This is a genomic window from Mycobacterium sp. SMC-2, from assembly GCF_025263485.1.
Taxonomy (GTDB): Bacteria; Actinomycetota; Actinomycetes; order Mycobacteriales; family Mycobacteriaceae; genus Mycobacterium.
In genome coordinates this window covers 2,738,043-2,757,760 of the sequence record NZ_CP079863.1, presented here as the reverse complement: position 1 = coordinate 2,757,760, position 19,718 = coordinate 2,738,043, and the positions used below count along the sequence as shown (strand labels likewise).

The following is a 19,718-nucleotide window of genomic DNA, read 5'->3' as shown; positions in this document are numbered from 1 at the left end:
ACAAGGGCATGCGCATGAAGCTCATCGAAGAGACCCCGTACCGGTTCCGGATCGAAAAAGAGGGCGCGATGCGGGTGCCCGGAATAGTGTTCGCATCCAGAAAGCTGCTGCCCCACGACGAAGGCGACATGGCGCTGCAGCAGGTGGTCAACGTGGCCACGCTGCCGGGAATTGTCCGTGCGTCGTTCGCGATGCCCGATGTGCACTGGGGCTACGGATTCCCGATCGGTGGTGTGGCGGCCACCGACATCGAGAATGGCGGGGTCGTTTCACCGGGCGGAGTTGGCTTTGACATCTCTTGTGGTGTAAGGCTTTTGGTGAGCACCGAGTTAGACCGTGACCGGCTGCGGGCACGCCTGCCCGCGATCATGGACCGGCTCGATCGCGCGATACCGCGCGGCGTGGGCACCAAGGGTGTGTGGCGGCTGCCCGATCGCGACACATTGCAGCAAGTGCTGACCGGTGGTGCCCGGTTCGCGGTGGAGCAGGGACACGGCGCCACACGGGACCTTGAGCGGTGCGAAGACGGCGGCGTGATGGCCGGGGCGGACGCGGCCGCGGTGAGCGACCGGGCGGTCGAACGCGGCCTCGACCAGATCGGCAGCCTCGGCTCCGGCAACCATTTCCTCGAAATCCAGACCGTCGACCGCATCTTTGATCCGGTCGCGGCGACCCGGCTGGGTTTGGCCGAAGGAACGGTCTGCGTCATGATCCACACCGGCTCGCGTGGCCTGGGACACCAGATCTGCACCGATCACGTCCGGCTCATGGAGCATGTCATGAGCCGTTACGGCATTTCGGTGCCCGACCGCCAATTGGCGTGTGTGCCGGTGCGCTCTCCCGAGGGGCAGGCTTACCTCGCGGCGATGGCCGCCGCCGCCAATTACGGACGCGCCAACCGGCAACTGTTGACCGAAGCGACGCGCCGCGTCTTCGAGGAGGCCGGTACATCCCTGGATGTGCTCTACGACGTCTCGCATAACCTGGCCAAGGTCGAGGTGCACACCATCGACGGTCACCCGCGCTCGGTGTGTGTGCACCGCAAAGGTGCGACCCGCTCACTGCCGCCACATCATCCGGAGCTACCGGCCGATCTGGCGGCGGTCGGTCAACCCGTGCTGATACCGGGCACCATGGGCACCGCCTCTTACGTGCTCGTCGGGGTTGCCGGCAACCCGGCCTTCTTTTCCACCGCCCATGGCGCCGGGCGCACGTTGAGCCGTCACCAGGCGGCCCGTCACACCAGCGGCGACGACGTGCGTGCACGCCTCGCACAGGGCGGCGTCCTCGTGCGCGGGACCTCCCGCAGGGGTCTCGCCGAGGAAAAACCCGAGGCCTACAAGGACATCGACGCGGTCGTCGAGGCGAGCCATCAGGGTGGCCTGGCGAGCAAAGTGGCTCGCTTGATGCCAGTGGGGTGCGTCAAAGGGTAAGTGCGGGCCGCGACGCCTGTCGGCCTGCCGCGTGCGTTCAGCTCGCCGGGATGATGATTCCGTAGTGCCCGTCGTAGCGGTGATACAACACGCTGCCACGGTCCCTGGCGGTGTCAACGAAGAACAGGAACGGCAGGCCGAGTAACCCGATCCGCTCGATGGCCTGCTCGACCGTCAGCCGCGGGGCCGGCTGCGGACTGATGGTCAGCGGCAACCGGAACGGCGCCAGCTCGTCCGCGGTCGCCGGATTCACTTGTGCCAGGCGGTATTCGGCCCGACCTCCCCGGTAGAGCACGCTGTCCTGATGGGTGCCCTGCTCGGTGAAGAGGTGAAAATCATAGTCGAGCAGCTCCATCTCCAGCGCGGCCTCCTCGACCGTGCAGGTGGGCAGGCTGTACGACTTGTGCCGCACGATTCGGCGCTCACTTTCCGGCCGTGGGAAGTACTTCGGCCGGTGCGCCGGCTCGGTTTGGTGCCGCCATTCATGCGGGCCACGACCGGGCATGCCACCTCGTTTGGCTTCCCAGTGTTCGGCGGCGCGCTCGAGTTGACGACGCAGCCGCCCCTCGAGTCGGTCGATCGCTTCGCGCGCGGTGACGCCTTCGACCTGCGCGCGCACCAGCCGGCCGTTGACGTCGAGGTTTGCCTGCGCGATCACCCGGCGAGCCACCGCGGGGTCGCCGTGCTCGCCCAGCTTGACGTGGGCGTGCAGCACCGGTTCGTGGGTGAGGCGGCCGAGATCGCCGATCTTTGTCCGCGCGTAATCCTCGGCGCCGGGCAGCTGGCCGCTCGTCGTTACCTGCACGTCGAAGGCAGGCGGTAAATCGGGTCGTCGTTTCATAGTGCGTCTCGCGCTTCGTCGCTGTCGCTCAGTGATGCAAACCCGTGACGGGTTCGTGCGTGCTGGCCTGGATATCGGCGGATGTCGCAGCGAACAGCTGATTCGCCAGATCGGACAGCGCTCGGGCGATGGCGAGCTCGTCGCCGATCGCGGCCACGGGCTCGTCGGCCGGATCCAGTCGCGCCAGGCCGATGCCGACGAGCGTCTTGTCCGCCCAGCACAGCCGCGCCTTCGCCCGGGTCTTTTCGTCGCGCTCTTCAACCAGCACGTCGATGTGGCATGTCTTGGTGCCCTCGTCGTTCTTCGTCATGATCAGATGCGACCATTGCGCGCCGGGGCCACAGTAGGGGCGGAAGTCCCGAATCGCGGGGTCGTTCGTCGGCCGGCCCCCGGGACGGTCTCGCCTTGGAACGGGCCAGCAAATGTGTGGATGCGGGAAAGAAAGCGTCGAACTTAATCGACATTATTGCTGGGATTAATCAACAGTTTCGTTCGCGTATATCGGCGTGCCCGACAGTAACGGGCGTGTCCACCCTCCCGACACAGACCAAGTACCTGCATGCCTCGCGGGGCCGTCGGTCGTCATCGCACTCGGGTGACGACCGCGAACAGGCGATTCTGGCCACGGCGGAGCGCCTTCTGCAAGAACGGCCGCTCGCCGACTTTTCCGTGGACGACCTAGCAAAAGGCGCCGGGATTTCGCGTCCCACCTTCTACTTCTATTTCCGCTCGAAGAACGCGGTGTTGCTGTCGCTGCTCGACCAGATGAACGGCAAGGCGCATGCGGCCCTCCGGTCGCTGGGCGGAATATCGTCCGGCGATCCCGCGGAGCTGTGGCGCGCGCGCATCGAGGCTTTCTTCGAGGTGTCGGGCTCTCACCCGGCGGTCGCCGTGGCCGGCGCCGCCGCGAAGGCGACCAACCCGGAGGTGCGGCAGTTGTGGTCCACGCTCATGCAGAGGTGGATCTCGCTCACCACGGCGGCCATCGAGGCGGAGCGCGGGCGGGGTGCCGCCCCCGACACCATCCCGGCCGAGCAGCTCTCGATCGCCCTCAACATGCTCAGCGAGCGGGTGATGGCCGCGACCTTCACCGCCGAGGACCAGGCGATGCCCGAGGACCGGGCGGTCGACACGTTGCTGCACATCTGGCTGGCCAGCATCTACCAACGCTGACCGAGCGCCCTTCGGGCCCGGTCCAGGCTCTCGTCGATCAGCCGGTCCACCGCTCCGAAGTAGGTCGGCGACGGCGGCTTCGCCGCCAGCTCGGCGACCGCTTCCTGTTCCCCCGAAACGTCTGCGGCCTCGAGGTTTTCGGACATCCGCTCCGCGTGCACCTGCAGACCGGCCAGCAACTCGCCGCATTGGGATCCGGCGACGACGGTGCGCCGCGCCAACGTGCGCAGGGCGTCCCATTCGGCATGCCAGGCGCCGTCGGGCCGCTCGTCGTTGGCCAGCGCCGCCGCGGTGTGCAGGGTCGCGGCCAGCTGCGGTGCGGACAGGGCGGCGCGGCGGATGAGGATGGACAACACCGGGTTTCGCTTGTGCGGCATCGACGACGAGCCCCCGCGCTTCGCGTCGCCCGGCTCGCTCAGTTCGCCGATCTCCGGGCGGGCCATGGTGACGATGTCCGAGGCGATCCGGCCCCAAGCGTCGGTGCAGCCGACGAACGCGTCGGCCGCCGCGGTGACCGGTGTCCGCGTCGTGTGCCACGGCAGCCGGGTGACCAAACCCAAAGCCGTCGCCGTGTTCCGCACCAGCCCGGTCGAGACTCCGGCGGCGTCGGCGGCGCCGGTGAGCAGCGCCGCCAGCTCCGTGCTGGCGGCCAACGTCCCCGCGGCCCCACCGATCTGGATGGGCACGACCAGTGCGGACAACCCCTCGACGGCGTCGACGACGCCGTTCAGCCAGCCGGCCACCTTCGCCCCGAACGTGGTGGGCGCGGCGTGCTGGGTCAGGGTGCGCGCCACCATCGGCGTCACGCGGTGCAGCGTGGCGAGCTCGGTGAGGGTCGAGACTTGGCCCGCGACTTGCGCGGCCAGCTCCGTGACGACGCCGCGCACGCCGAGCATGAGGCCGGTGTCCAGGACGTCCTGGCTGGTGAGCCCGCGATGGATCCACGGTGCCACGGCCGGCGCGGCCCGTTTCCGCAGCAGGCCGACAAGGCCGATGACCGGGTTGCCGCCGTCCTCGGCGGCGGCAGCCAGGGATTCACAGTCGTTGGGGGTCAACAGCATTGGCAGGTCCGACCCCGCGCACTCGGCCGGGGCCAGGCCGGCACCGGCCAGCGCGTCGAGCCAGGCGGACTCCACCGCGACCATCGACTCCAGCAGCGCCCGGTCCGTCATGTGCTCCCCGGCCCGATGATCCCCGGGCCACAACAGGTTGGTCATCGGGCACCGTCCCGGTACGCCAAAAACACCGTCTCGCGCGGGCCCTGCAGGTGGATGTCGAAACGGTAAGCCCGGCAATCGCTTTCGGCGTCACACAGCAGGGTGGCGCGCCGCTCAGCATCGAGGCCCGCCAGCAGCGGATCGGCGCCCGGGTCGGTGCCGGGGAGGTAGGCGCGGGTGAACAGCCGGTCCAACAGGCCGCGCGCGAACACGGTGAGGGCGAAGAACGCCGGCCGGCCGGCGCCCGCCGAACCGGGCGCCACGGTGGTGAAGGCGTAGCGACCGGCGGCGTCGGTCGCGCACCGGCCCCAGCCGGTGAAACCCGCGTCGTCTTGATGGCCGCGGCGCAGCGAACCGGCCCGCCGCGGGATGCGGCCGGTGCCGTCGGGTTGCCACAACTCGACCAGGGCGTCCGGGACGCCGTCACCGGCGCCGTCGTAGACGGTGCCGTGCAGCCGGACCGCATGCGGATGCCCATCGCCCACCAGGGCGCTGTCGCCGGAGTACGGCAACCCGAGGTGCAGGAAGGGGCCGACGGTTTGCCCTGGGGTGCAGGCACATTCACTCATCGTGGCCCTCCATCGGGGTTTTCCGCGCCCCGGACAGCACGACGTCCCAGCGATACCCGGTCGCGTACTCCGGCTCGGTGAGGTCGTGGTCGTAGCGGGCGATCAGCCGTCGACGCGCGGCCGGGTCGAGGACCGACTGGAAGATCGGATCGAGGTCGAACAGCGGGTCGCCCGGGAAGTACATCTGGGTGACCAGGCGCTGCGGGAAAGCCGTCCCGAAGATGGAGAAGTGGATGTGCGCCGGGCGCCACGCGTTGTGGTGATTGCGCCACGGATACGGGCCGGGCTTGATGGTGAGGAAGCGGTACGAGCCGTCCGGCCCGGTCAGACACCGGCCGGCGCCGGTGAAGTTGGGGTCCAGCGGAGCCGGGTGCTGGTCGCGCTGGTGGCGATAGCGGCCGCCGGCGTTGGCTTGCCAGATCTCGATCAGCTGACCCGCCACCGGTTTGCCGAAGCCGTCGCGCACCCGGCCGGCCACGATCACGCGTTCTCCGAGGGGTGGGCCGGCGTGGCCGGCCGTCAGGTCGGCGTCGAGCGGGTCGACGTCCTGGTGGCCGAAGCACGGCGCCCAGCGCTCGATTTCCTCGGGATCGACCGGCGCCAGGGGGTGTCGGGGATGGCGCAGGATGGTGGCGCGGTAGGGCGGGTAGTCGAGCCGGGGCTGCGCTGCGCTACCGCGGTATTCGGCTGCGATGGCGGCCATCTCGGCCGTGATGTCACCCTGAGAAGCGGCGCACTCGGGGTTCATGAACCGTGACGCTACTCCCGACGGCCGGGCGGACGCCGCAAGCCGGCGGTGTCGCCGCAGTTACAGCGAGCGCACCAGCGCCGTCCGCCCCTTCGTGCGCATCTTATACAGGGCGGACCGGCGGTATTGTTCCATCTTCGCGGCCATCTTGTCGCCCAGTTCCTCGAGCTCAGCGTCGGTGATCTTCACCTCCGGGGGAGCCGGAATCATGTCGCGCTCCTCTTCGTCGGCGTGGGCCTCCAGCACCGTCTTGAACGAGTTCCACTCGTCCTCGTAACCGGGCGCGCTCTGTGGGGTCTTGAGCAACACCGACAGCTGGTCGATCACCTGGCGGTGCTCCGCATGGGCGACCGCGATCAGCTTGGTGGCGTCTTTGAGGGCCGGGTAGTACAGGTCGTCCTCGATGCGGAAATGAATGTCGAGTTCGATCAGCATGTCGTCGAAAAGGGCATGCCGCTCTTCGGAATTCACCGGCGCCTCGCTGACCTTACGGCCCAGGCCCTTGAGCATGATGTGGTGTTCTTTCAGCACGTCGTAGGCGTTCACTGGGCTACCTCCTCGGCACGCACCTCAACCATTCCGTCGACCAGCCTGGCCTCATAGCACGGCAGCGGCGCCGCCGCTGGGCCGCGCAGTACCTCTCCCGACTCGGCCGCGAACCACGAACCGTGCCAAGGACATACGAGCCGGCCCCGGTCGATCCAGCCGTCGGCCATCGGCGCCGCCAGGTGCGGGCAGCGCTCCCCGAACGCCGCGACCTCCCCGGGCTCGGTCTGGCACACCACCAGGCCCACTCCGTCGACCTCGACACGCACCGGTTTTCCGTTCAGCGAGCTCGCGGGGAGCACGGGCGTCCATTCGGTGGTGCGCAGCCGCGCGCCCGACTGGTCGATGCCGATGCCGGACTCGAACACCAACGCCCCGCCCAGGTAGCTGCCCGCGACGGTGATGCCGTAACCCAGTGCGGTGAGGGCGATGCCGCGGCCGTGGCGGCCCCGGCGGCGGTCCCACCACGATTGCGCGTACAGGGCGGTGGCCGCCAGGTTCACCAGGCCGTGCACCGCGCCGACGCGGCGGTCCTCCTCGTGGGTGTGCTGCCAATCGGTGACGCCGGTGACGGCGGACCCGATGCTGGCCAGGATGCCCACCCCCAGGGCGCGCGACGCGAACGTCGACGCGTCGCGCACTTCGCTGGCCGGCCGGCCCGGCAGCAGGCTGAGGGCGTCCAGCGCGACGGTGGTGCCGAGCGCGCCGCTCGTCAGCGACGCCAACGGCGGATGGACCGGGTGTCCCAGCCACACTCCGTGCAAAGCGTTGGCGACGGCGTTGCGTGCGCCGCCCAGGCCGTTATAGGCGAAGCTCAGAAAGTGTTCGAACCGATAGCTCGGCCGATCCAGCCACTCTTGACGCCCGATAGCGGACACCACTCGCGTTCCGAGCTTCTGCAATCGGCCATCCAGTGCCCGAGCGGCCATCACCAGTCCTTCCTCAGATTCGTTGACAGAAGGGCGCAATTACCGCAAAATCGCCCAATTTATCCCTCGTTTACCGCATGATCACACACGCAGCGCAGCTGACGTGACCACCGTAGCCCGCTCATCCGGCCATCCGGCTGTCAGCAACCTGGGAGTTGCCACAAAGCATCCTTGTAGACGGCTGGGCGCGCGGCCGGGTGCATTGACCGCGGTGGACGAATACGAGATTCTACTAAGCGGAAAAGATTTCTGCACAGCAGACAGGACGGCGGTGTCGTGACAGCTCATCGCGAGGACTTCGACCCAGTCTCCGACCGCCTTTTCGCCAGCGTCCGCCGGGGCATGATCCCCGCGCACATCTACAACGACGCCGGGCTGTTCGCGCTGGAGAAGGAGCGGCTGTTCGGCCGGGCGTGGACGTTCGTGGCGCACGAGTCCGAGATCCCGCACGCCGGCGACTACGTGGTGCGCCGGGTGCTCGACGACTCCTTCATCATCACCCGCGACGCGGGCGGCGATGTGCGGGCCTTGTTCAATATGTGCCTGCACCGCGGCATGCAGGTGTGTCGCGCGGAGATGGGAAACGCCTCCAACTTCCGCTGCCCCTACCACGGCTGGACCTACCGCAACGACGGCCGGCTCACCGGGCTGCCGTTCCACCGGGAGGCGTACGGGGGCGAGGACGGGTTTGCCAGGAGCGCCCAAACCTTGTTGCCCGCACCGAAATTCGCAAGCTACAACGGCCTGCTGTTCGTCAGCATGGACCCCGCGGCCGAACCGCTGGAGGACTTCCTCGGCGACTTCAAGTTCTATCTGGACTTCTACACCAAGCAGAGCACCGGCGGCCTGGAGGTCCGGGGGCCGCAGCGCTGGCGCATCAAGGCCAACTGGAAGATCGGCGCCGAGAACTTCGCCGGCGACATGTACCACACGCCGCACACCCACGCGTCGATCGTCGACATCGGCCTGTTCCGCGAGCCGAAAGCGCAGAAGCGCAAGGACGGCGCCACCTATTGGGCGCACCGCGGCGGCGGCACCACCTACAAGCTTCCGCCGGGCGGCTTCGACGAACGGATGCGCTACGTCGGCTATCCCGACGAGATGATCGGCCGGATCAAAGACGTGTGGACGCCGCAACAACAGCGCATGGTCGGCGAGGACGGGTTCATGATCTCGGCCGCCACCTGCTTTCCGAACCTGAGTTTCGTGCACAACTGGCCCAAGGTGCGCGACGGCCAGGACGACGAAACCTTGCCCTTCATCTCGATCCGGCTGTGGCAGCCAATCAGCGAGAACGAAACCGAGGTGTGCTCGTGGTTCGCGGTGGACTCCGCCGCTCCCCCGCAATACAAACAGGATTCGTACAAGGCGTATCTTATGTGCTTCGGTTCCACCGGCATGTTCGAGCAAGACGACGTGGAGAACTGGGTCTCGCTGACCACCACCGCCGGCGGCTCGATGGCGCGGCGGCTGCTGCTGAACAGCCGGATGGGCCTGCTGTCCGACGGCAGCCCGGTCGTCGAGCCGCTGACCGCCGAGTCGTTCCACGGGCCGGGCCGCGCGCAGGTCGGCTACAACGAGTACAACCAGCGCGCGCTGCTGAACCTGTGGGCGGACTACCTGCAGGGGGCCGGCGCATGAGAAAACCATTGCCCTTCAACGATGTCCGGCACCTGCAGGCGCACCAGTTCCTGGTGGACGAGGCCTGGATGCTGGACGCCCAGCAGTACGAGGCGTGGCTGGACACCCTGACCGACGACGTCCGCTACGTGATGCCCGTGCGGGTCACCACCGCCCGCGGCGCCGGGTTCGACACCTCACCGGGGATGGCGCACTTCGACGAGGACAAATATTCGCTGAGCCAGCGCGTCGCGCGGATGGCTACCGAGCACGCCTGGGCCGAGGATCCGCCGTCGCGGCTGCGTCACTTCATCACCAACGTGCGCACGTTTGTCGAGGATGACGCGCACCTGATTGTGGAGTCTGCCGAGTTGCTGTTCCGCAGCCGGGGAGACGTCAACGAGAGCGCGCTGCTGTCCTGCGGCCGCGAGGATCTGCTGCGTAGGTGCGACGAATCTCAACAAACACTCAAGCTGGCGCGCCGCGCAATTTTTGTCGACGAGTCCGTATTGCGGATGCAAAACCTGGCGGTGTTCCTGTGAGCGAACCAATCACGGTGGCAAACGAATTCGCCGAAGTCGAGGTCCGGCGGATGGACACCCGCAACGGATCGCGGCTACTCATCAGCGCCCCGCGAACCGGGCAGTCGATCAGCCTGGACGCGCTCGAATTGGAGGCGCTGACCCGGCAAAACACCCGTACGCTGGCTGCCATGGTCGGCAATCCCGAGGGCCCGCTGCTGCCCGACGAAGGTGACGAGCCATGACCGACTGGCTGCACGGCAAACGCGCCCTGGTCGTCGGCGGGGGATCTGGAATCGGCCGCGCCGTCGTCGACGCCTTCCTCGCCGAGGGCGCGACAGTTGTTGTGCTGGAACGAGACCGGGATAAGTGCAACACCTTGCGCGAGCAGTTGCCCGAGTTGCCGGTGGTCGAGGGCGACGCCATCACCCGCGAGGCCAACGAACGAGCGGTCGGCGTCGCGGTGGATACCTATGGCGGGCTGGACACCCTGGTCAACTGCGTCGGCGTCTTCGACTTCTATCAGGGCGTCGGCGAGATCGACGCCGACGCGCTGTCCGGCGCGTTCGACGAGATGTTTCGCACCAACGTGCTCAGCCACCTGCAGTCCGTCAAGGCGGCCCTTCCCGCGCTGCGGGCCGGAACCGGCCCCTGCATCGTCCTGACCGAGTCCGCTTCGTCGTTTTATCCCGGGCGCGGCGGCGTGCTGTACGTGTCGTCGAAGTTCGCCGTGCGGGGCCTCGTGACGGCGCTGGCGCACGAACTCGCACCGCAGATCCGGGTCAACGGGGTGGCGCCCGGCGGCACGCTGAACACCGACCTGCGCGGGCTGGCCAGCCTGGGGCTCGACGGCGCCCGCCTCGACGACACCCCCGGCCGGTCGCGCGATCTGGCGGCCCGTACCCCACTCAACGTCGCGCTCACCGGCGCGGACCACGCCTGGAGTTTCGTATTCCTGGCCTCCGATCGAGCCCGCGGTATCACCGGCGAAACCGTGCGCCCCGACGGCGGATTCGGGCTGAGCGCACCGCAATGACGTCCCTCGACGAGCAACGCGCGCTGGTGGCGCAGGGCTGCCGGGTGGCGGCGGCTCGTGGCCTGGTGGACGGGATCCTGGGCCACCTGAGCCTGCGTGTCGACGACGAGCGCCTACTCATCCGCTGCCGCAGCGACACCGACACCGGCGTGGCGTTCACCCGGCCCGGCGACGTCCGGCTCATCAAGTTCGACGGAACCGCCGGCACCGCAGGCGAACTCGAGGGGTACTGGGTGCCCAACGAGCTGCCCATCCACGTCGAGACCATGCTGGCCGATTCGCGGCACCGGGTTGTCGCGCACCTGCACCCGCCCGCCGTGGTCGCCGCCGACCTCGCCGGCATCGCGATCCGGCCGATCTACGGCGCCTTCGACATTCCCGGCGCGTGGCTCGCGCGCGGCGGCGTGCCCGTCTACGAGCGCGCCGTCTTGATCCGGACCGCGGCGCTGGGCAAGGAGATGGTGGCGGCCATGCGCGGACGGCCGGTGGTGATCTGCCGCGGACATGGGATCACTAGCGCGGCCGCCACGGTGCCGCAGGCGGTGCTGCAGGCGATCAGCCTCGACACACTGGCCCGAATGTCGTTGCGGGTGCAGGCCGCCGGCGGGACTCTGCGGGATATCGACGACGCGGACTGGGACGAGCTGCCCGACCTCGGGCCGTCGTTCACCACGGATGCCGCGTGGCGTCACGAAGTGGCGCGGTTACCGGCCGACTGAGCTGGTGTCACAGGTTCATGCTCGACGATGTATTCCTGCGACCGGAAATCCCGCGCCGCGCAGCCGGAGCGGTCGGTCATCAACCGAGTTGATCGCCAATCTCCTTGGCTGCCTTGACAAGTGCGGCCGCCACCGTCGCATACCGGATATCGTCCAGCCGGTTTTGGGGTGCGGCCGCGTTGAGCGCGAGGCGCAGGCCCGGGGCCCGCGTCGGTATGGGCACCGCGACGGAAGCGACGCCTTCCTCGCTCTCCTCGCGGTTGATGGCGTATCCGCGCTGGCGGATGGCGGCAAGCTCGGCCTCCAGCTCGGTCCGGCTGCCGATCGAGGATGACGTGATGCGTTCCAACCGCTCGTGCGGAAACAGTTGACGGAGCTCCGGCTCGGGCAGCTGCGCCAGCATGACCTTGCCCGTCGACGTGCAATGCGCCGGCATGCTGCGGCCCAGCCGGGATGCCACCCGGACCGCGGCCGGGCCTTCGACGGCGGCGATGAACCGGACGCTGGCGCCGTCCAGCATCCCGACGTGAACCGTTTCGCGCAGTTGTTCGCCGAGGCTACGCATGATGGGGGCGGCCGATCGCGGGATGTCGATGCGGCCGAAGATCGCGAACGCGACGCCGGTCAGGGACGGGCCGGGCAGGTATGCCTTCGACACCGGGTCCTGACGGACGAACCCGCGGTAGGCCAGCATGGCCAGCAACCGATGCGCGGTGGAGGACGCCACGCCCAGATAACGGGTGGCCTCACTCAACCGGATCTGGGGTTGTTCGCCCAACAGCAGCAGCAGCTTGAGCGCGTTGTCGACCGACTCGATCGGATACTGCGGCGCAAGCGAATCGGCGGCCGGCGCTGCGGCGCCCTCCCGACGCCCCGCACGCCTTTTCGCCATGCAGTCACGGTAACCAGTTATGGGGGATCCGTTCGATTATTCTCGGCTTCGTGTACGGGGCTATTCCTTCCGGATATCGCCGTTACGTCGCCATCGGGGACAGCCAGACCGAGGGCTTGTGGGACGGCGACGACGTCGTGGGTCTCCTCGGGTTTGCTGACCGGCTCGCCGTCACCCTCGATTCGCTCTACCCGGGCCTGCACTACGCCAACCTGGCGATCCGCGGCAAACGGATCGCCGACGTCTTGCACGAACAGGTCCCGCGAGCCCTGGCGATGCGGCCGGACCTGATCACCGTGTGCGCCGGGATGAATGACGTCATCCAGCCGGGGCGGTCGTTCGGCCCCGCCCTGGTCGATCTCGAGCGCCTCTACGCCACGCTGGCGCGATCCGGGGCGACGGTGGTGACGACGACCTTTCCGAACGTCGCGCAGTTCCTCCCGCTCGGACGGCTGGTCTCGGGGCGCCTCACCCGCATCAACGCGGCGATCACGGCGGCCGCCGAACGCTACGGATTCGGCCTCGTCGACCTGTACAACGCGCCGTCGATGCGCGAGTTGGACACCTGGGCCATCGACCGGGTGCACGCCTCCACCAAAGGGCACACGCTGTTCGCCGCCGCGGCCGCCGAGGCCCTGAATTTGCCTGGCAGCAACCATGATTGGGCCTACGCCAGCCCGGAGGCCAGGCGGCGGCCGCTGACCACCGGCGCTTACGAGCAGCTGCGCTGGACGCAGGACAGTTTCTTCCCCTGGATTTGGCGCCGGCTGCGCGGCATGTCCTCGGCCGACGGGCGAGAACCCAAACGGCCGCGGTTGGACAGCCTCAGCACGCCGAGCAGACCGGCCGACGCGAACCGGACGGTTTAGTGCGCGTTCCGCCGGGCGGTCAGGCATCCTGGACGCATGGACGTGGAGGCTTTGCTGCATTCGATCCCGCCGCTCGCGGTCTACCTGGTGGTGGGCGGTGTCGTCGGGCTCGAGAGCCTGGGCATTCCGCTTCCCGGCGAGATCATCCTGGTCAGCGCGGCGCTGATGTCGTCGCACGACGGCCTGGCCGTCAACCCCGTCGGCGTCGGTGTCGCGGCGGTGATCGGCGCCGTGGTCGGCGACTCGATCGGCTATACGATCGGGCGCCGGTTCGGCCTGCCCCTCTTCGACCGCCTCGGCCGGCGGTTCCCCAAACATTTCGGTCCCGGACACGTCGCGTTGGCCGAAAAGTTGTTCAACCGCTGGGGAGTTCGCGCGGTCTTCTTCGGCCGCTTCATCGCGCTGCTGCGCATCTTCGCCGGCCCGCTGGCCGGAGCCCTGAAGATGCACTATCCGCGCTTCCTGTCGGCTAACGTCTCGGGGGCCATCTGCTGGGCCGGCGGCACCACCGCGCTGGTGTATTTCGCCGGGATGGCCGCGGAACGCTGGCTGGAGCGGCTCTCCTGGGTAGCACTGGTCATCGCGATCGTGTTCGGCCTCATCGCCGCCTTCGCGCTGCGCGAACGCACCTCGCGGGCCATCGCTGAACTCGAGGCCGAGCATTACCGCAAGGCGGAAAGCACCGCGGCCGACGCCGCCTGACACCCGCGGCTAACTAGCCGCCTCGCCGAGATCCTCCGGAGCGACCGGCCGGTGCTCTTCGATGAGGCCGACCGCCATCCTGCGGGCGCGCAGGGCCGCATCCGAGTCACCCACGGCCGCCAGCACGATGGCGCCCTTCATCAGGATGTGCCAGGACGAGGCGAAGTCCTCGACGTCGATCAGCCCCGCCGCGACGGCGCGCTGACGGACGATGTCGCGGACGTGGTCGATGTGGACGATGCAGGCCCGTCCGGCGGGAGAGTCCGGCCCCAGCTCGAGCAGCACGTTGATGAACGAGCAGCCTTCGTAGCCGTCGCGAAGCTGGATCCAGTCGTGCATGACGTCGAAGATCGCGAGCAATTGCTCCTCGGGCGTCTCGCCCCGCTGGCGTGACTGCTCATCGATCAGGCCGTACGTCCACAGTTCCTCGCGCCGCTGCAGCACGGCCAGGACGAGGTCGTTCTTGGTCGCGAAATGGCGGTACAACGTGGCCTTGGCGACAGCGGCCTTCTCGATCACCTCTTCGGTGCCGACAGCGCGGATCCCGCGCCGGCTGAACAGGTCGTATGCGGCGGTCAGGATGCGTTCACGAGCCGACACGGGAGGCGTTCCGACATCGGAGGTTGTCATGGCAACCCACAACATACTCTTAGCCGGGATATGTAGACAGACTGACCTGTCTTGTTATAGAAATGAGATTCGCATTCCGCGAAGAGTCTGTCTTCAGATGGCAGGACGGGCATCCATCGCAGCGTCGTAGACGCCGGTCGATTAGGAGTCCACGATGAGCTCGGCCATTGCAGAATTTATGACAACCACCCACCTCATGCTGAGCACCAAGCTCGTCTACGAGCTGGGCGATCCGAACAGCACACTGCGCGCGACCGCCGATCGCAGCGGTCCGGCGGTGCTGATCTATGCGGGCGGGGAGATCGACGCCTGCAACGAGCACACCTGGCGGCAGCTGGTCAGCGAAGTCGCCGGCATCGTGATCGCGCCCGGGCCCCTCGTTGTCGACGTCACGGGACTGGACTTCATGGGCTGCTGCGCCTTCTCCGTCCTGGCCGATGAGGCGAAGCGCTGCAAGGACCGCGGTATCGAACTTCGCCTGGTGAGCTGCGAGCCGATCGTCGCCCGCATCATCGACGCGTGCGGCCTGTCCGCCCTGCTGCCCATCTACCCCAGCGTCGATTCCGCGCTGGCGTCCGCGGCCCGTTGGTGACGGGGCAACACAGGCACTGATCGGCTCTGCCCCGGTTGGATGAGCGACCCTCCCACCTTCGGCGCGGAGGAGGAATTCCTCCTCGTCGACTCGCGAACCGGTGCACCGGCTCCGCGCAACACCAATGTGGCCGCCGAGGCCGAGCGCCGCGGGGTCGAGCTGGAGCTGGAACTGAGCAGCTGCCAGGTGGAAACCACGTCCGGCGTCGTGGCGACCAGTTCGGAGCTCGGTGACGACCTGTCCCGGCTGCGGCGCACCGCGGCGCAGGCGGCTGAGGCCTTAGGGCTGCGGCTGCTCGCGGCCGGGCTTCCGCCCGCCACGCCGCACGAGTTTCCCGTCACCGACACTCCCCGCTATCGGCGGATAGGCGCCGAGTACGGGATGGTCGCGCACGAGCAAGGCATTTGCGGATGTCATGTGCACGTGCAGGTTCCGGACCGCGCGGCCGCCATCCGGGTCAGCAACTGGCTGCGGCCGTGGCTGCCGTCATTGCTTGCGCTGTCGGCGAATTCGGCGGTGTACCGCAGCGCCGACAGCGGCTACGCCAGCTGGCGCAGCATCCTGTGGCGGCGCTGGCCGGTCGCCGGACCGCCACCCTTCTTCCCCTCGCCCGACGAGTACGACCGTACGGTGCGGATGCTCATCGACGCCGAAGTCATCCTGGACCACAAGATGATCTATTGGGACGTGCGACCGTCGGAGAACTTCCCGACGATCGAGGTGCGGGTAGCCGACGTGCCCGCAACCGTTGCGGAAACGGTGCTGCTCGCCACCCTGGTCAGGGCCGCGGTGATGACGGCGCTCGAAGCAGGCGAGGACGAACCCGGGCGGCTTCCGCCGGCGGCGCTGCGCGCGGCGTACTGGAAGGCCGCCCATGACGGGCTCGCCGGGCGCACGCTCGACCTGATCCATGGCCGCGGAGCGGTGCCCGCGCGTGAGCAGCTGGACGCGCTCGTGCAACGCGTCCGGCCCGCGTTGGAGTCGCTCGGCGAATATGACCGCGTCGCAAGCGAACTCGACCGGGTCGCCGCGCAGGGCAACGGGGCGATCCGCCAGCAGCGGGCGTGGCGCAAGCGCGGTGACGTGATGGACGTCATCGAAGAAGCCGCCACCGCCACGCTGAGCTGAACTTGTTGCGGCACAGCCCTTCCGATCATGCCACGGCGACCAGTCGATACAACCCGATCAGACCCACCACCACGATCGTGGCGCGCAGCGCCTTCCCCGACAACCGGCGCCCGTAGCGGGCCCCGACCAGTCCGCCGACCAGCGAGCCCGCCGCGATCAGCCCGGCCGCCGGCCAGCTGATGCGGCCGAACGCCACCAACGTATAGGCCGCCGCGGCAACAACATTGACCACCAGCGTCAGCAGATTCTTGGCCGCGTTCATCCGCTGCACCGACTCCGGCAGCAGCGCACCCATCAGGCCGACCAACAGGATGCCCTGAGCGGCGGTGAAATAGCCGCCGTATACGGCGACGCCGAACGTGCCGAGCACCAGGACCGCCATGCGGGCCGGTGTGATGTGCTCGGGTGAGCGGCCCGCCGCCTCGGCGCGCCTGCCGGTCCACGCCTGGATCCGGGGCCCGATGACCACCAGCACCAGCGCCAGCACCAACAGCACCGGCACCACCTCGGCGAAGACCTTCTCCGGCAGGTGCAGCAGCAGGGAGGCGCCCAGTATCGAGCCGGCCAGCGATGCGGGGAGCTGCCAGCGCAAACGATTCCACTGACCGCGCAGCTCGGCGCGGTAGCCCCAGGTGCTCGACACGCTGCCGGCGACCAGACCGGTCGCGTTCGACATGGTGGCCGTGACCGGGGGGAAGCCGAGTGCGACCAGTGTGGGAAAGGTGATCAGGGTGCCGGACCCGACGAGCGCGTTGATGACGCCGGCGCCGAGCCCGGCCAGGCAGATCAGGAGCATGTGGGAAGGCGACACTGGGAAAAAGCTTAGCGTGCCACCGGTTTCGTTCCGGGCGCCGGCGGGTTCGGCTGCTCGGTCAGGCGGGCGGGGCCTCGGCCCCGCGCTCGACGCCGGCGCGGAGCTTGACCGACGCCGAATATGCGAATGTCCGGAAGTGCAGGACCGGGTCGTCGGAGGGCTCGATGCCGTCGGTCACGCGCATCGGGTCGAACACGACGATGTCGCCGCCGTGCTCGCGCTCGCTCTCCGGCCCGGTGATCTCGAGGGTGCCGACGGTCGCGATCTGATTGCTCCGCCACGGCGCCGACGGGTCGACCGTCGAGTCGGTGGGCCCGGCGATCTGCACGCGGTAGTGGAACCGCACCGGCGCGGCGCCCAGGCGCGCATTCAGCTCGTCAGTGAGAAAGTCCGGACACTTGCCGTGGGCGGCCAGCGCCGACAAGTAATTCTCCGTGGCGGCCGGAACCAGGTGATAGCGAACGAATCTGGCGCTGCCGTCGTCGGCGACCCAGCGGAAGGCGTGCAAGCCGTGGTATTCGATGGTGGCGTAGCTCGCCGGGATCCTGTTGGCGTCGCGCAGCACCGGCAGCGCGCCCAGCAGCCGCGGATGGGTGAGGAAGTGTTTGGCCATGCGCAGCGGCGTGGTCAGGCCGGGCCGCATCGCCTTGAGCAGATCGACGAATCCGTCCGGAGTGCTCGAGAGGAACAGGCGCGCGGTCTGCGTCGACACGTCGGTGGTGGAGCCGTCGGGCAGGGTGAACTTCACCGCCATCCCGCGGATCCCCGGCAGGTTGTCGCGCTGCCGGGGATCCCCGGCGCCGTTGGAGAAGCGAATCAGCGCCGGGACCGTCGAGCCATCGAGATGCTTTGCGCGCGAAAGCATGACCGCGTCGGGCGCTGCCGTGAAGGTGCCGCGGTAGAGGGTGCCTTTGGCGTGCAGCGCGCGACAGCCCGGTTGCGCGCCGCCGGTGCCCCGAATCGCCTCGATCGCCTCGTCGGGAGTGACCATGCGCGAATCCTAAGGCGTTACGAGGGAAAGCCGAAGAGTTTGACGACGCCGTGGTCGCGGCCCGCGGTGTAACCGCCGTCGACCGCGATGGCCTGGCCGCTGACGAATGAGGCGTCGGGCGACAGCAGAAACGCCGCCATGGCCGCGACCTCCTCCGGCCGGCCCAGCCGTTGCAGGGCGTGTTCTTCGGTGATGGATTCCAGCGGGCCCTCCATGCCCGGCAGACCGAAGACGCTTTGGGCCATTGGCGTTTCGATGAATCCGGGGCAGATGGCATTGGCGCGGATGCCGCTCGGTCCGTAGTCGAGCGCGATGTTCTTGGTGAGCAGGACTACGCCGCCCTTGGCCGCGTTGTACGAGCTGCCACCCGCCGTCCCTTCCAGGCCCTCGACGCTGGCGACGGTCACGAGCGAACCCCGTTCGCCGTCGACGCGGGGTTGCTCGATCATCCGGGCCAGCGCCGCCTTGGCGACCAGGAACGTGCCGGTGAGGTTGATTCCGATCACCCGGTCCCATTCGGCCCGGTCGAGCAGATGAACCGGACCGCCCCCGGCGACGCCGGCCGCGTGGAAGACCCCGTCGAGGCGGTCCGGGACGGCGGCCAGCACCTCGGCGATCGCGGCTTCGTCGGTGACGTCGGCGGTCACGAACTGGAACCGGGGCCCCAGGTCGGGCGCGGCGGCCAGGTCGGCGCCGATCACCGTGCCTCCCTCGGCCAGCAGGCGCCTGGCGGTCGCCAGGCCGATTCCGGACGCGGCGCCCGTCACGACGAAGGTGCGCGGGGCGGCGCGGTCAGGGTTCGCCACGTCTGGTCCCCTCGGCTGAAGATCCTGTTAGGCCGCAGACATGTTGACACACCGGGCGGCTCGCGGGAGCAAAATCTTACGACGGGTGCCGCCTATGCTCGTGGGCGAGAGCCATCAGCAAATTGTGGCGCGGTCGTGGACACCGCACCCGCGCGGAGAGATGGTTAGAACCAGCGGGCGAATCTCCTTCGCCCGAGGCCGGATCAGGAGCTACCGCATGTTTTCGCCGACGCCAACGCGTCCCCGGCGGGTCGCCGTCGCCGCAATGGCCGTTGCCACGGCCATGACGGCGGCCATCGTCCTGCTCGCCACCGCCGATCCGATGCCGGTGCGGCTCACCTCGGGCGAGGCCATCGACATCGCCCAGGGCGTCTCGATCGTCCCCGCACCGGGCTGGACGCTCGGGCACCGCGGCCCGAACTGGGTGGCGCTGGGCAACGCCGACGGCAGCGCGCAGCTGCGGGTCACCGTCAAACCGGCCGGCGGAACCGATGTCGTCGCCGTGCTGCAGGCGGACAAAGATCAGTTGGCCGGCGGCGCGTCGGCCATCCTGAGCAACGTGCGCGACCTGAGCGAGCCGCACACCAGGACGCTGCCGGGCCCGAAATTCCACCAGGAGGCCTCCATCGACTACACCGCCGACGTGCTGGCACCCGAGGGCGCGATCCCGGTCATCGGCACCTTCACCGAACTGCTGAACACCTCGGACCAGCGGTCGGCCTTCATCGACTACCGCCAGGAGAACAACGCGACTCCGCAGGCGGTCAGCGACGGCGGCATGATGATCGAGTCCATGTTCTGATCCGGTGGCCACGGCTTTGCGCGTGTATCCAGGGCTCTGAGCGTGTATCCAAGGCTTTGCGTGTGAGTCCACGGCGGGAAAATCGTCCATCTCGCACCCTCAGCGCACACTCAAAGCCCTCGGTGCACACTCAACAGGAA

General features: G+C 68.5%; 24 protein-coding genes. 12 read left to right on the top strand and 12 right to left on the bottom strand.

Annotated features, from left to right (window positions below; translation table 11 throughout):
- The first annotated feature begins 14 nt into the window (after positions 1-14).
- The gene (rtcB, locus tag KXD96_RS13220) at positions 15-1,433 is read left to right on the top strand and encodes an RNA-splicing ligase RtcB (protein ID WP_260744969.1); all 1,419 of its coding nucleotides are present in this window, start codon (positions 15-17) and stop codon (positions 1,431-1,433) included.
- A gap of 37 nt (positions 1,434-1,470) precedes the next feature.
- Here the strand turns inward: rtcB and KXD96_RS13215 are convergent, their stop codons facing one another.
- Complete coding sequence (locus tag KXD96_RS13215; protein ID WP_260744968.1) at positions 1,471-2,274, bottom strand: HPF/RaiA family ribosome-associated protein; 804 nt, start codon at positions 2,272-2,274, stop codon at positions 1,471-1,473.
- Positions 2,275-2,302: 28 nt separating this feature from the next.
- Positions 2,303-2,584 (bottom strand): DUF1876 domain-containing protein, encoded by a 282-nt coding sequence (locus KXD96_RS13210; protein ID WP_260744967.1) that lies wholly within the window; start codon positions 2,582-2,584, stop codon positions 2,303-2,305.
- Positions 2,585-2,799: 215 nt separating this feature from the next.
- Here KXD96_RS13210 and KXD96_RS13205 point away from each other — a divergent pair, with 215 nt between their 5' ends.
- A complete protein-coding gene (locus tag KXD96_RS13205; protein ID WP_260744966.1) occupies positions 2,800-3,447 on the top strand; it encodes a TetR/AcrR family transcriptional regulator in 648 nt (215 codons plus the stop codon).
- Here the strand turns inward: KXD96_RS13205 and KXD96_RS13200 are convergent.
- From KXD96_RS13200 to KXD96_RS13180, 5 genes are read right to left on the bottom strand one after another with little or no spacing between them, the layout of a single operon-like run.
- Positions 3,435-4,664 (bottom strand): lyase family protein, encoded by a 1,230-nt coding sequence (locus tag KXD96_RS13200; protein ID WP_260744965.1) that lies wholly within the window; start codon positions 4,662-4,664, stop codon positions 3,435-3,437. The genes KXD96_RS13205 and KXD96_RS13200 overlap by 13 nt on opposite strands.
- Positions 4,661-5,233 (bottom strand): protocatechuate 3,4-dioxygenase subunit alpha, encoded by a 573-nt coding sequence (gene pcaG / locus KXD96_RS13195; protein WP_260744964.1) that lies wholly within the window; start codon positions 5,231-5,233, stop codon positions 4,661-4,663. The genes KXD96_RS13200 and pcaG overlap by 4 nt, the downstream gene beginning before the upstream one ends.
- The gene (pcaH, locus tag KXD96_RS13190) at positions 5,226-5,981 is read right to left on the bottom strand and encodes a protocatechuate 3,4-dioxygenase subunit beta (RefSeq protein ID WP_260744963.1); all 756 of its coding nucleotides are present in this window, start codon (positions 5,979-5,981) and stop codon (positions 5,226-5,228) included. Before pcaH ends, pcaG begins: the two co-directional genes overlap by 8 nt.
- A gap of 60 nt (positions 5,982-6,041) precedes the next feature.
- The gene (locus KXD96_RS13185) at positions 6,042-6,527 is read right to left on the bottom strand and encodes a hemerythrin domain-containing protein (RefSeq protein ID WP_260744962.1); all 486 of its coding nucleotides are present in this window, start codon (positions 6,525-6,527) and stop codon (positions 6,042-6,044) included.
- Positions 6,524-7,456, bottom strand: a complete 933-nt coding sequence (locus tag KXD96_RS13180; protein ID WP_260744961.1) for a Rieske 2Fe-2S domain-containing protein — start codon at positions 7,454-7,456, stop codon at positions 6,524-6,526. Before KXD96_RS13180 ends, KXD96_RS13185 begins: the two co-directional genes overlap by 4 nt.
- Positions 7,457-7,798: 342 nt before the next feature.
- Here KXD96_RS13180 and KXD96_RS13175 point away from each other — a divergent pair, with 342 nt between their 5' ends.
- From KXD96_RS13175 to KXD96_RS13155, 5 genes are read left to right on the top strand one after another with little or no spacing between them, the layout of a single operon-like run.
- Positions 7,799-9,097: an aromatic ring-hydroxylating dioxygenase subunit alpha gene (locus KXD96_RS13175; protein ID WP_260745359.1), complete on the top strand. Its 1,299-nt coding sequence runs from the start codon at positions 7,799-7,801 to the stop codon at positions 9,095-9,097.
- On the top strand, positions 9,094-9,618 hold the full coding sequence (locus tag KXD96_RS13170) for a 3-phenylpropionate/cinnamic acid dioxygenase subunit beta (protein WP_260744960.1): 525 nt from the start codon (positions 9,094-9,096) through the stop codon (positions 9,616-9,618). The genes KXD96_RS13175 and KXD96_RS13170 overlap by 4 nt, the downstream gene beginning before the upstream one ends.
- A gap of 50 nt (positions 9,619-9,668) precedes the next feature.
- Positions 9,669-9,842: a dihydrodiol dehydrogenase gene (locus tag KXD96_RS13165; RefSeq protein ID WP_260745358.1), complete on the top strand. Its 174-nt coding sequence runs from the start codon at positions 9,669-9,671 to the stop codon at positions 9,840-9,842.
- Positions 9,839-10,633, top strand: a complete 795-nt coding sequence (gene hcaB / locus KXD96_RS13160) for a 3-(cis-5,6-dihydroxycyclohexa-1,3-dien-1-yl)propanoate dehydrogenase (protein ID WP_260744959.1) — start codon at positions 9,839-9,841, stop codon at positions 10,631-10,633. The genes KXD96_RS13165 and hcaB overlap by 4 nt, the downstream gene beginning before the upstream one ends.
- The gene (locus KXD96_RS13155) at positions 10,630-11,352 is read left to right on the top strand and encodes a class II aldolase/adducin family protein (protein WP_260744958.1); all 723 of its coding nucleotides are present in this window, start codon (positions 10,630-10,632) and stop codon (positions 11,350-11,352) included. Before hcaB ends, KXD96_RS13155 begins: the two co-directional genes overlap by 4 nt.
- A 79-nt stretch (positions 11,353-11,431) precedes the next feature.
- Here KXD96_RS13155 and KXD96_RS13150 read toward each other — a convergent pair whose 3' ends face one another.
- Positions 11,432-12,244 (bottom strand): IclR family transcriptional regulator, encoded by an 813-nt coding sequence (locus KXD96_RS13150; protein WP_260744957.1) that lies wholly within the window; start codon positions 12,242-12,244, stop codon positions 11,432-11,434.
- 50 nt (positions 12,245-12,294) lie between these two features.
- Here KXD96_RS13150 and KXD96_RS13145 point away from each other — a divergent pair, with 50 nt between their 5' ends.
- Positions 12,295-13,113 carry an SGNH/GDSL hydrolase family protein gene (locus KXD96_RS13145; protein WP_260744956.1) on the top strand — a complete coding sequence of 273 codons (819 nt, stop codon included), beginning with the start codon at positions 12,295-12,297 and terminating at the stop codon, positions 13,111-13,113.
- A gap of 36 nt (positions 13,114-13,149) precedes the next feature.
- Positions 13,150-13,815 carry a DedA family protein gene (locus KXD96_RS13140; protein WP_260744955.1) on the top strand — a complete coding sequence of 222 codons (666 nt, stop codon included), beginning with the start codon at positions 13,150-13,152 and terminating at the stop codon, positions 13,813-13,815.
- A gap of 9 nt (positions 13,816-13,824) precedes the next feature.
- On the opposite strand, the gene KXD96_RS13135 is transcribed toward KXD96_RS13140, so the two are convergent.
- On the bottom strand, positions 13,825-14,445 hold the full coding sequence (locus KXD96_RS13135) for a TetR/AcrR family transcriptional regulator (RefSeq protein WP_260744954.1): 621 nt from the start codon (positions 14,443-14,445) through the stop codon (positions 13,825-13,827).
- 154 nt (positions 14,446-14,599) lie between these two features.
- Between KXD96_RS13135 and KXD96_RS13130 the strand changes: the two genes are divergently transcribed.
- Positions 14,600-15,037, top strand: coding sequence for an anti-sigma factor antagonist (locus tag KXD96_RS13130; protein WP_260744953.1), 438 nt, complete (start codon positions 14,600-14,602; stop codon positions 15,035-15,037).
- Between the two features lie 39 nt (positions 15,038-15,076).
- Positions 15,077-16,165 carry a glutamate--cysteine ligase gene (locus tag KXD96_RS13125; RefSeq protein WP_260744952.1) on the top strand — a complete coding sequence of 363 codons (1,089 nt, stop codon included), beginning with the start codon at positions 15,077-15,079 and terminating at the stop codon, positions 16,163-16,165.
- 25 nt (positions 16,166-16,190) lie between these two features.
- On the opposite strand, the gene KXD96_RS13120 is transcribed toward KXD96_RS13125, so the two are convergent.
- The 3 genes from KXD96_RS13120 to KXD96_RS13110 form a co-directional block, all read right to left on the bottom strand.
- A complete protein-coding gene (locus KXD96_RS13120) occupies positions 16,191-16,976 on the bottom strand; it encodes a sulfite exporter TauE/SafE family protein (RefSeq protein ID WP_260744951.1) in 786 nt (261 codons plus the stop codon).
- Between the two features lie 61 nt (positions 16,977-17,037).
- Complete coding sequence (locus KXD96_RS13115) at positions 17,038-17,970, bottom strand: catalase family peroxidase (protein ID WP_260744950.1); 933 nt, start codon at positions 17,968-17,970, stop codon at positions 17,038-17,040.
- Between the two features lie 17 nt (positions 17,971-17,987).
- The gene (locus tag KXD96_RS13110; protein WP_260744949.1) at positions 17,988-18,776 is read right to left on the bottom strand and encodes an SDR family NAD(P)-dependent oxidoreductase; all 789 of its coding nucleotides are present in this window, start codon (positions 18,774-18,776) and stop codon (positions 17,988-17,990) included.
- 328 nt (positions 18,777-19,104) lie between these two features.
- Here KXD96_RS13110 and KXD96_RS13105 point away from each other — a divergent pair, with 328 nt between their 5' ends.
- The gene (locus KXD96_RS13105; protein WP_260745357.1) at positions 19,105-19,578 is read left to right on the top strand and encodes a hypothetical protein; all 474 of its coding nucleotides are present in this window, start codon (positions 19,105-19,107) and stop codon (positions 19,576-19,578) included.
- Positions 19,579-19,718: the final 140 nt, after the last annotated feature.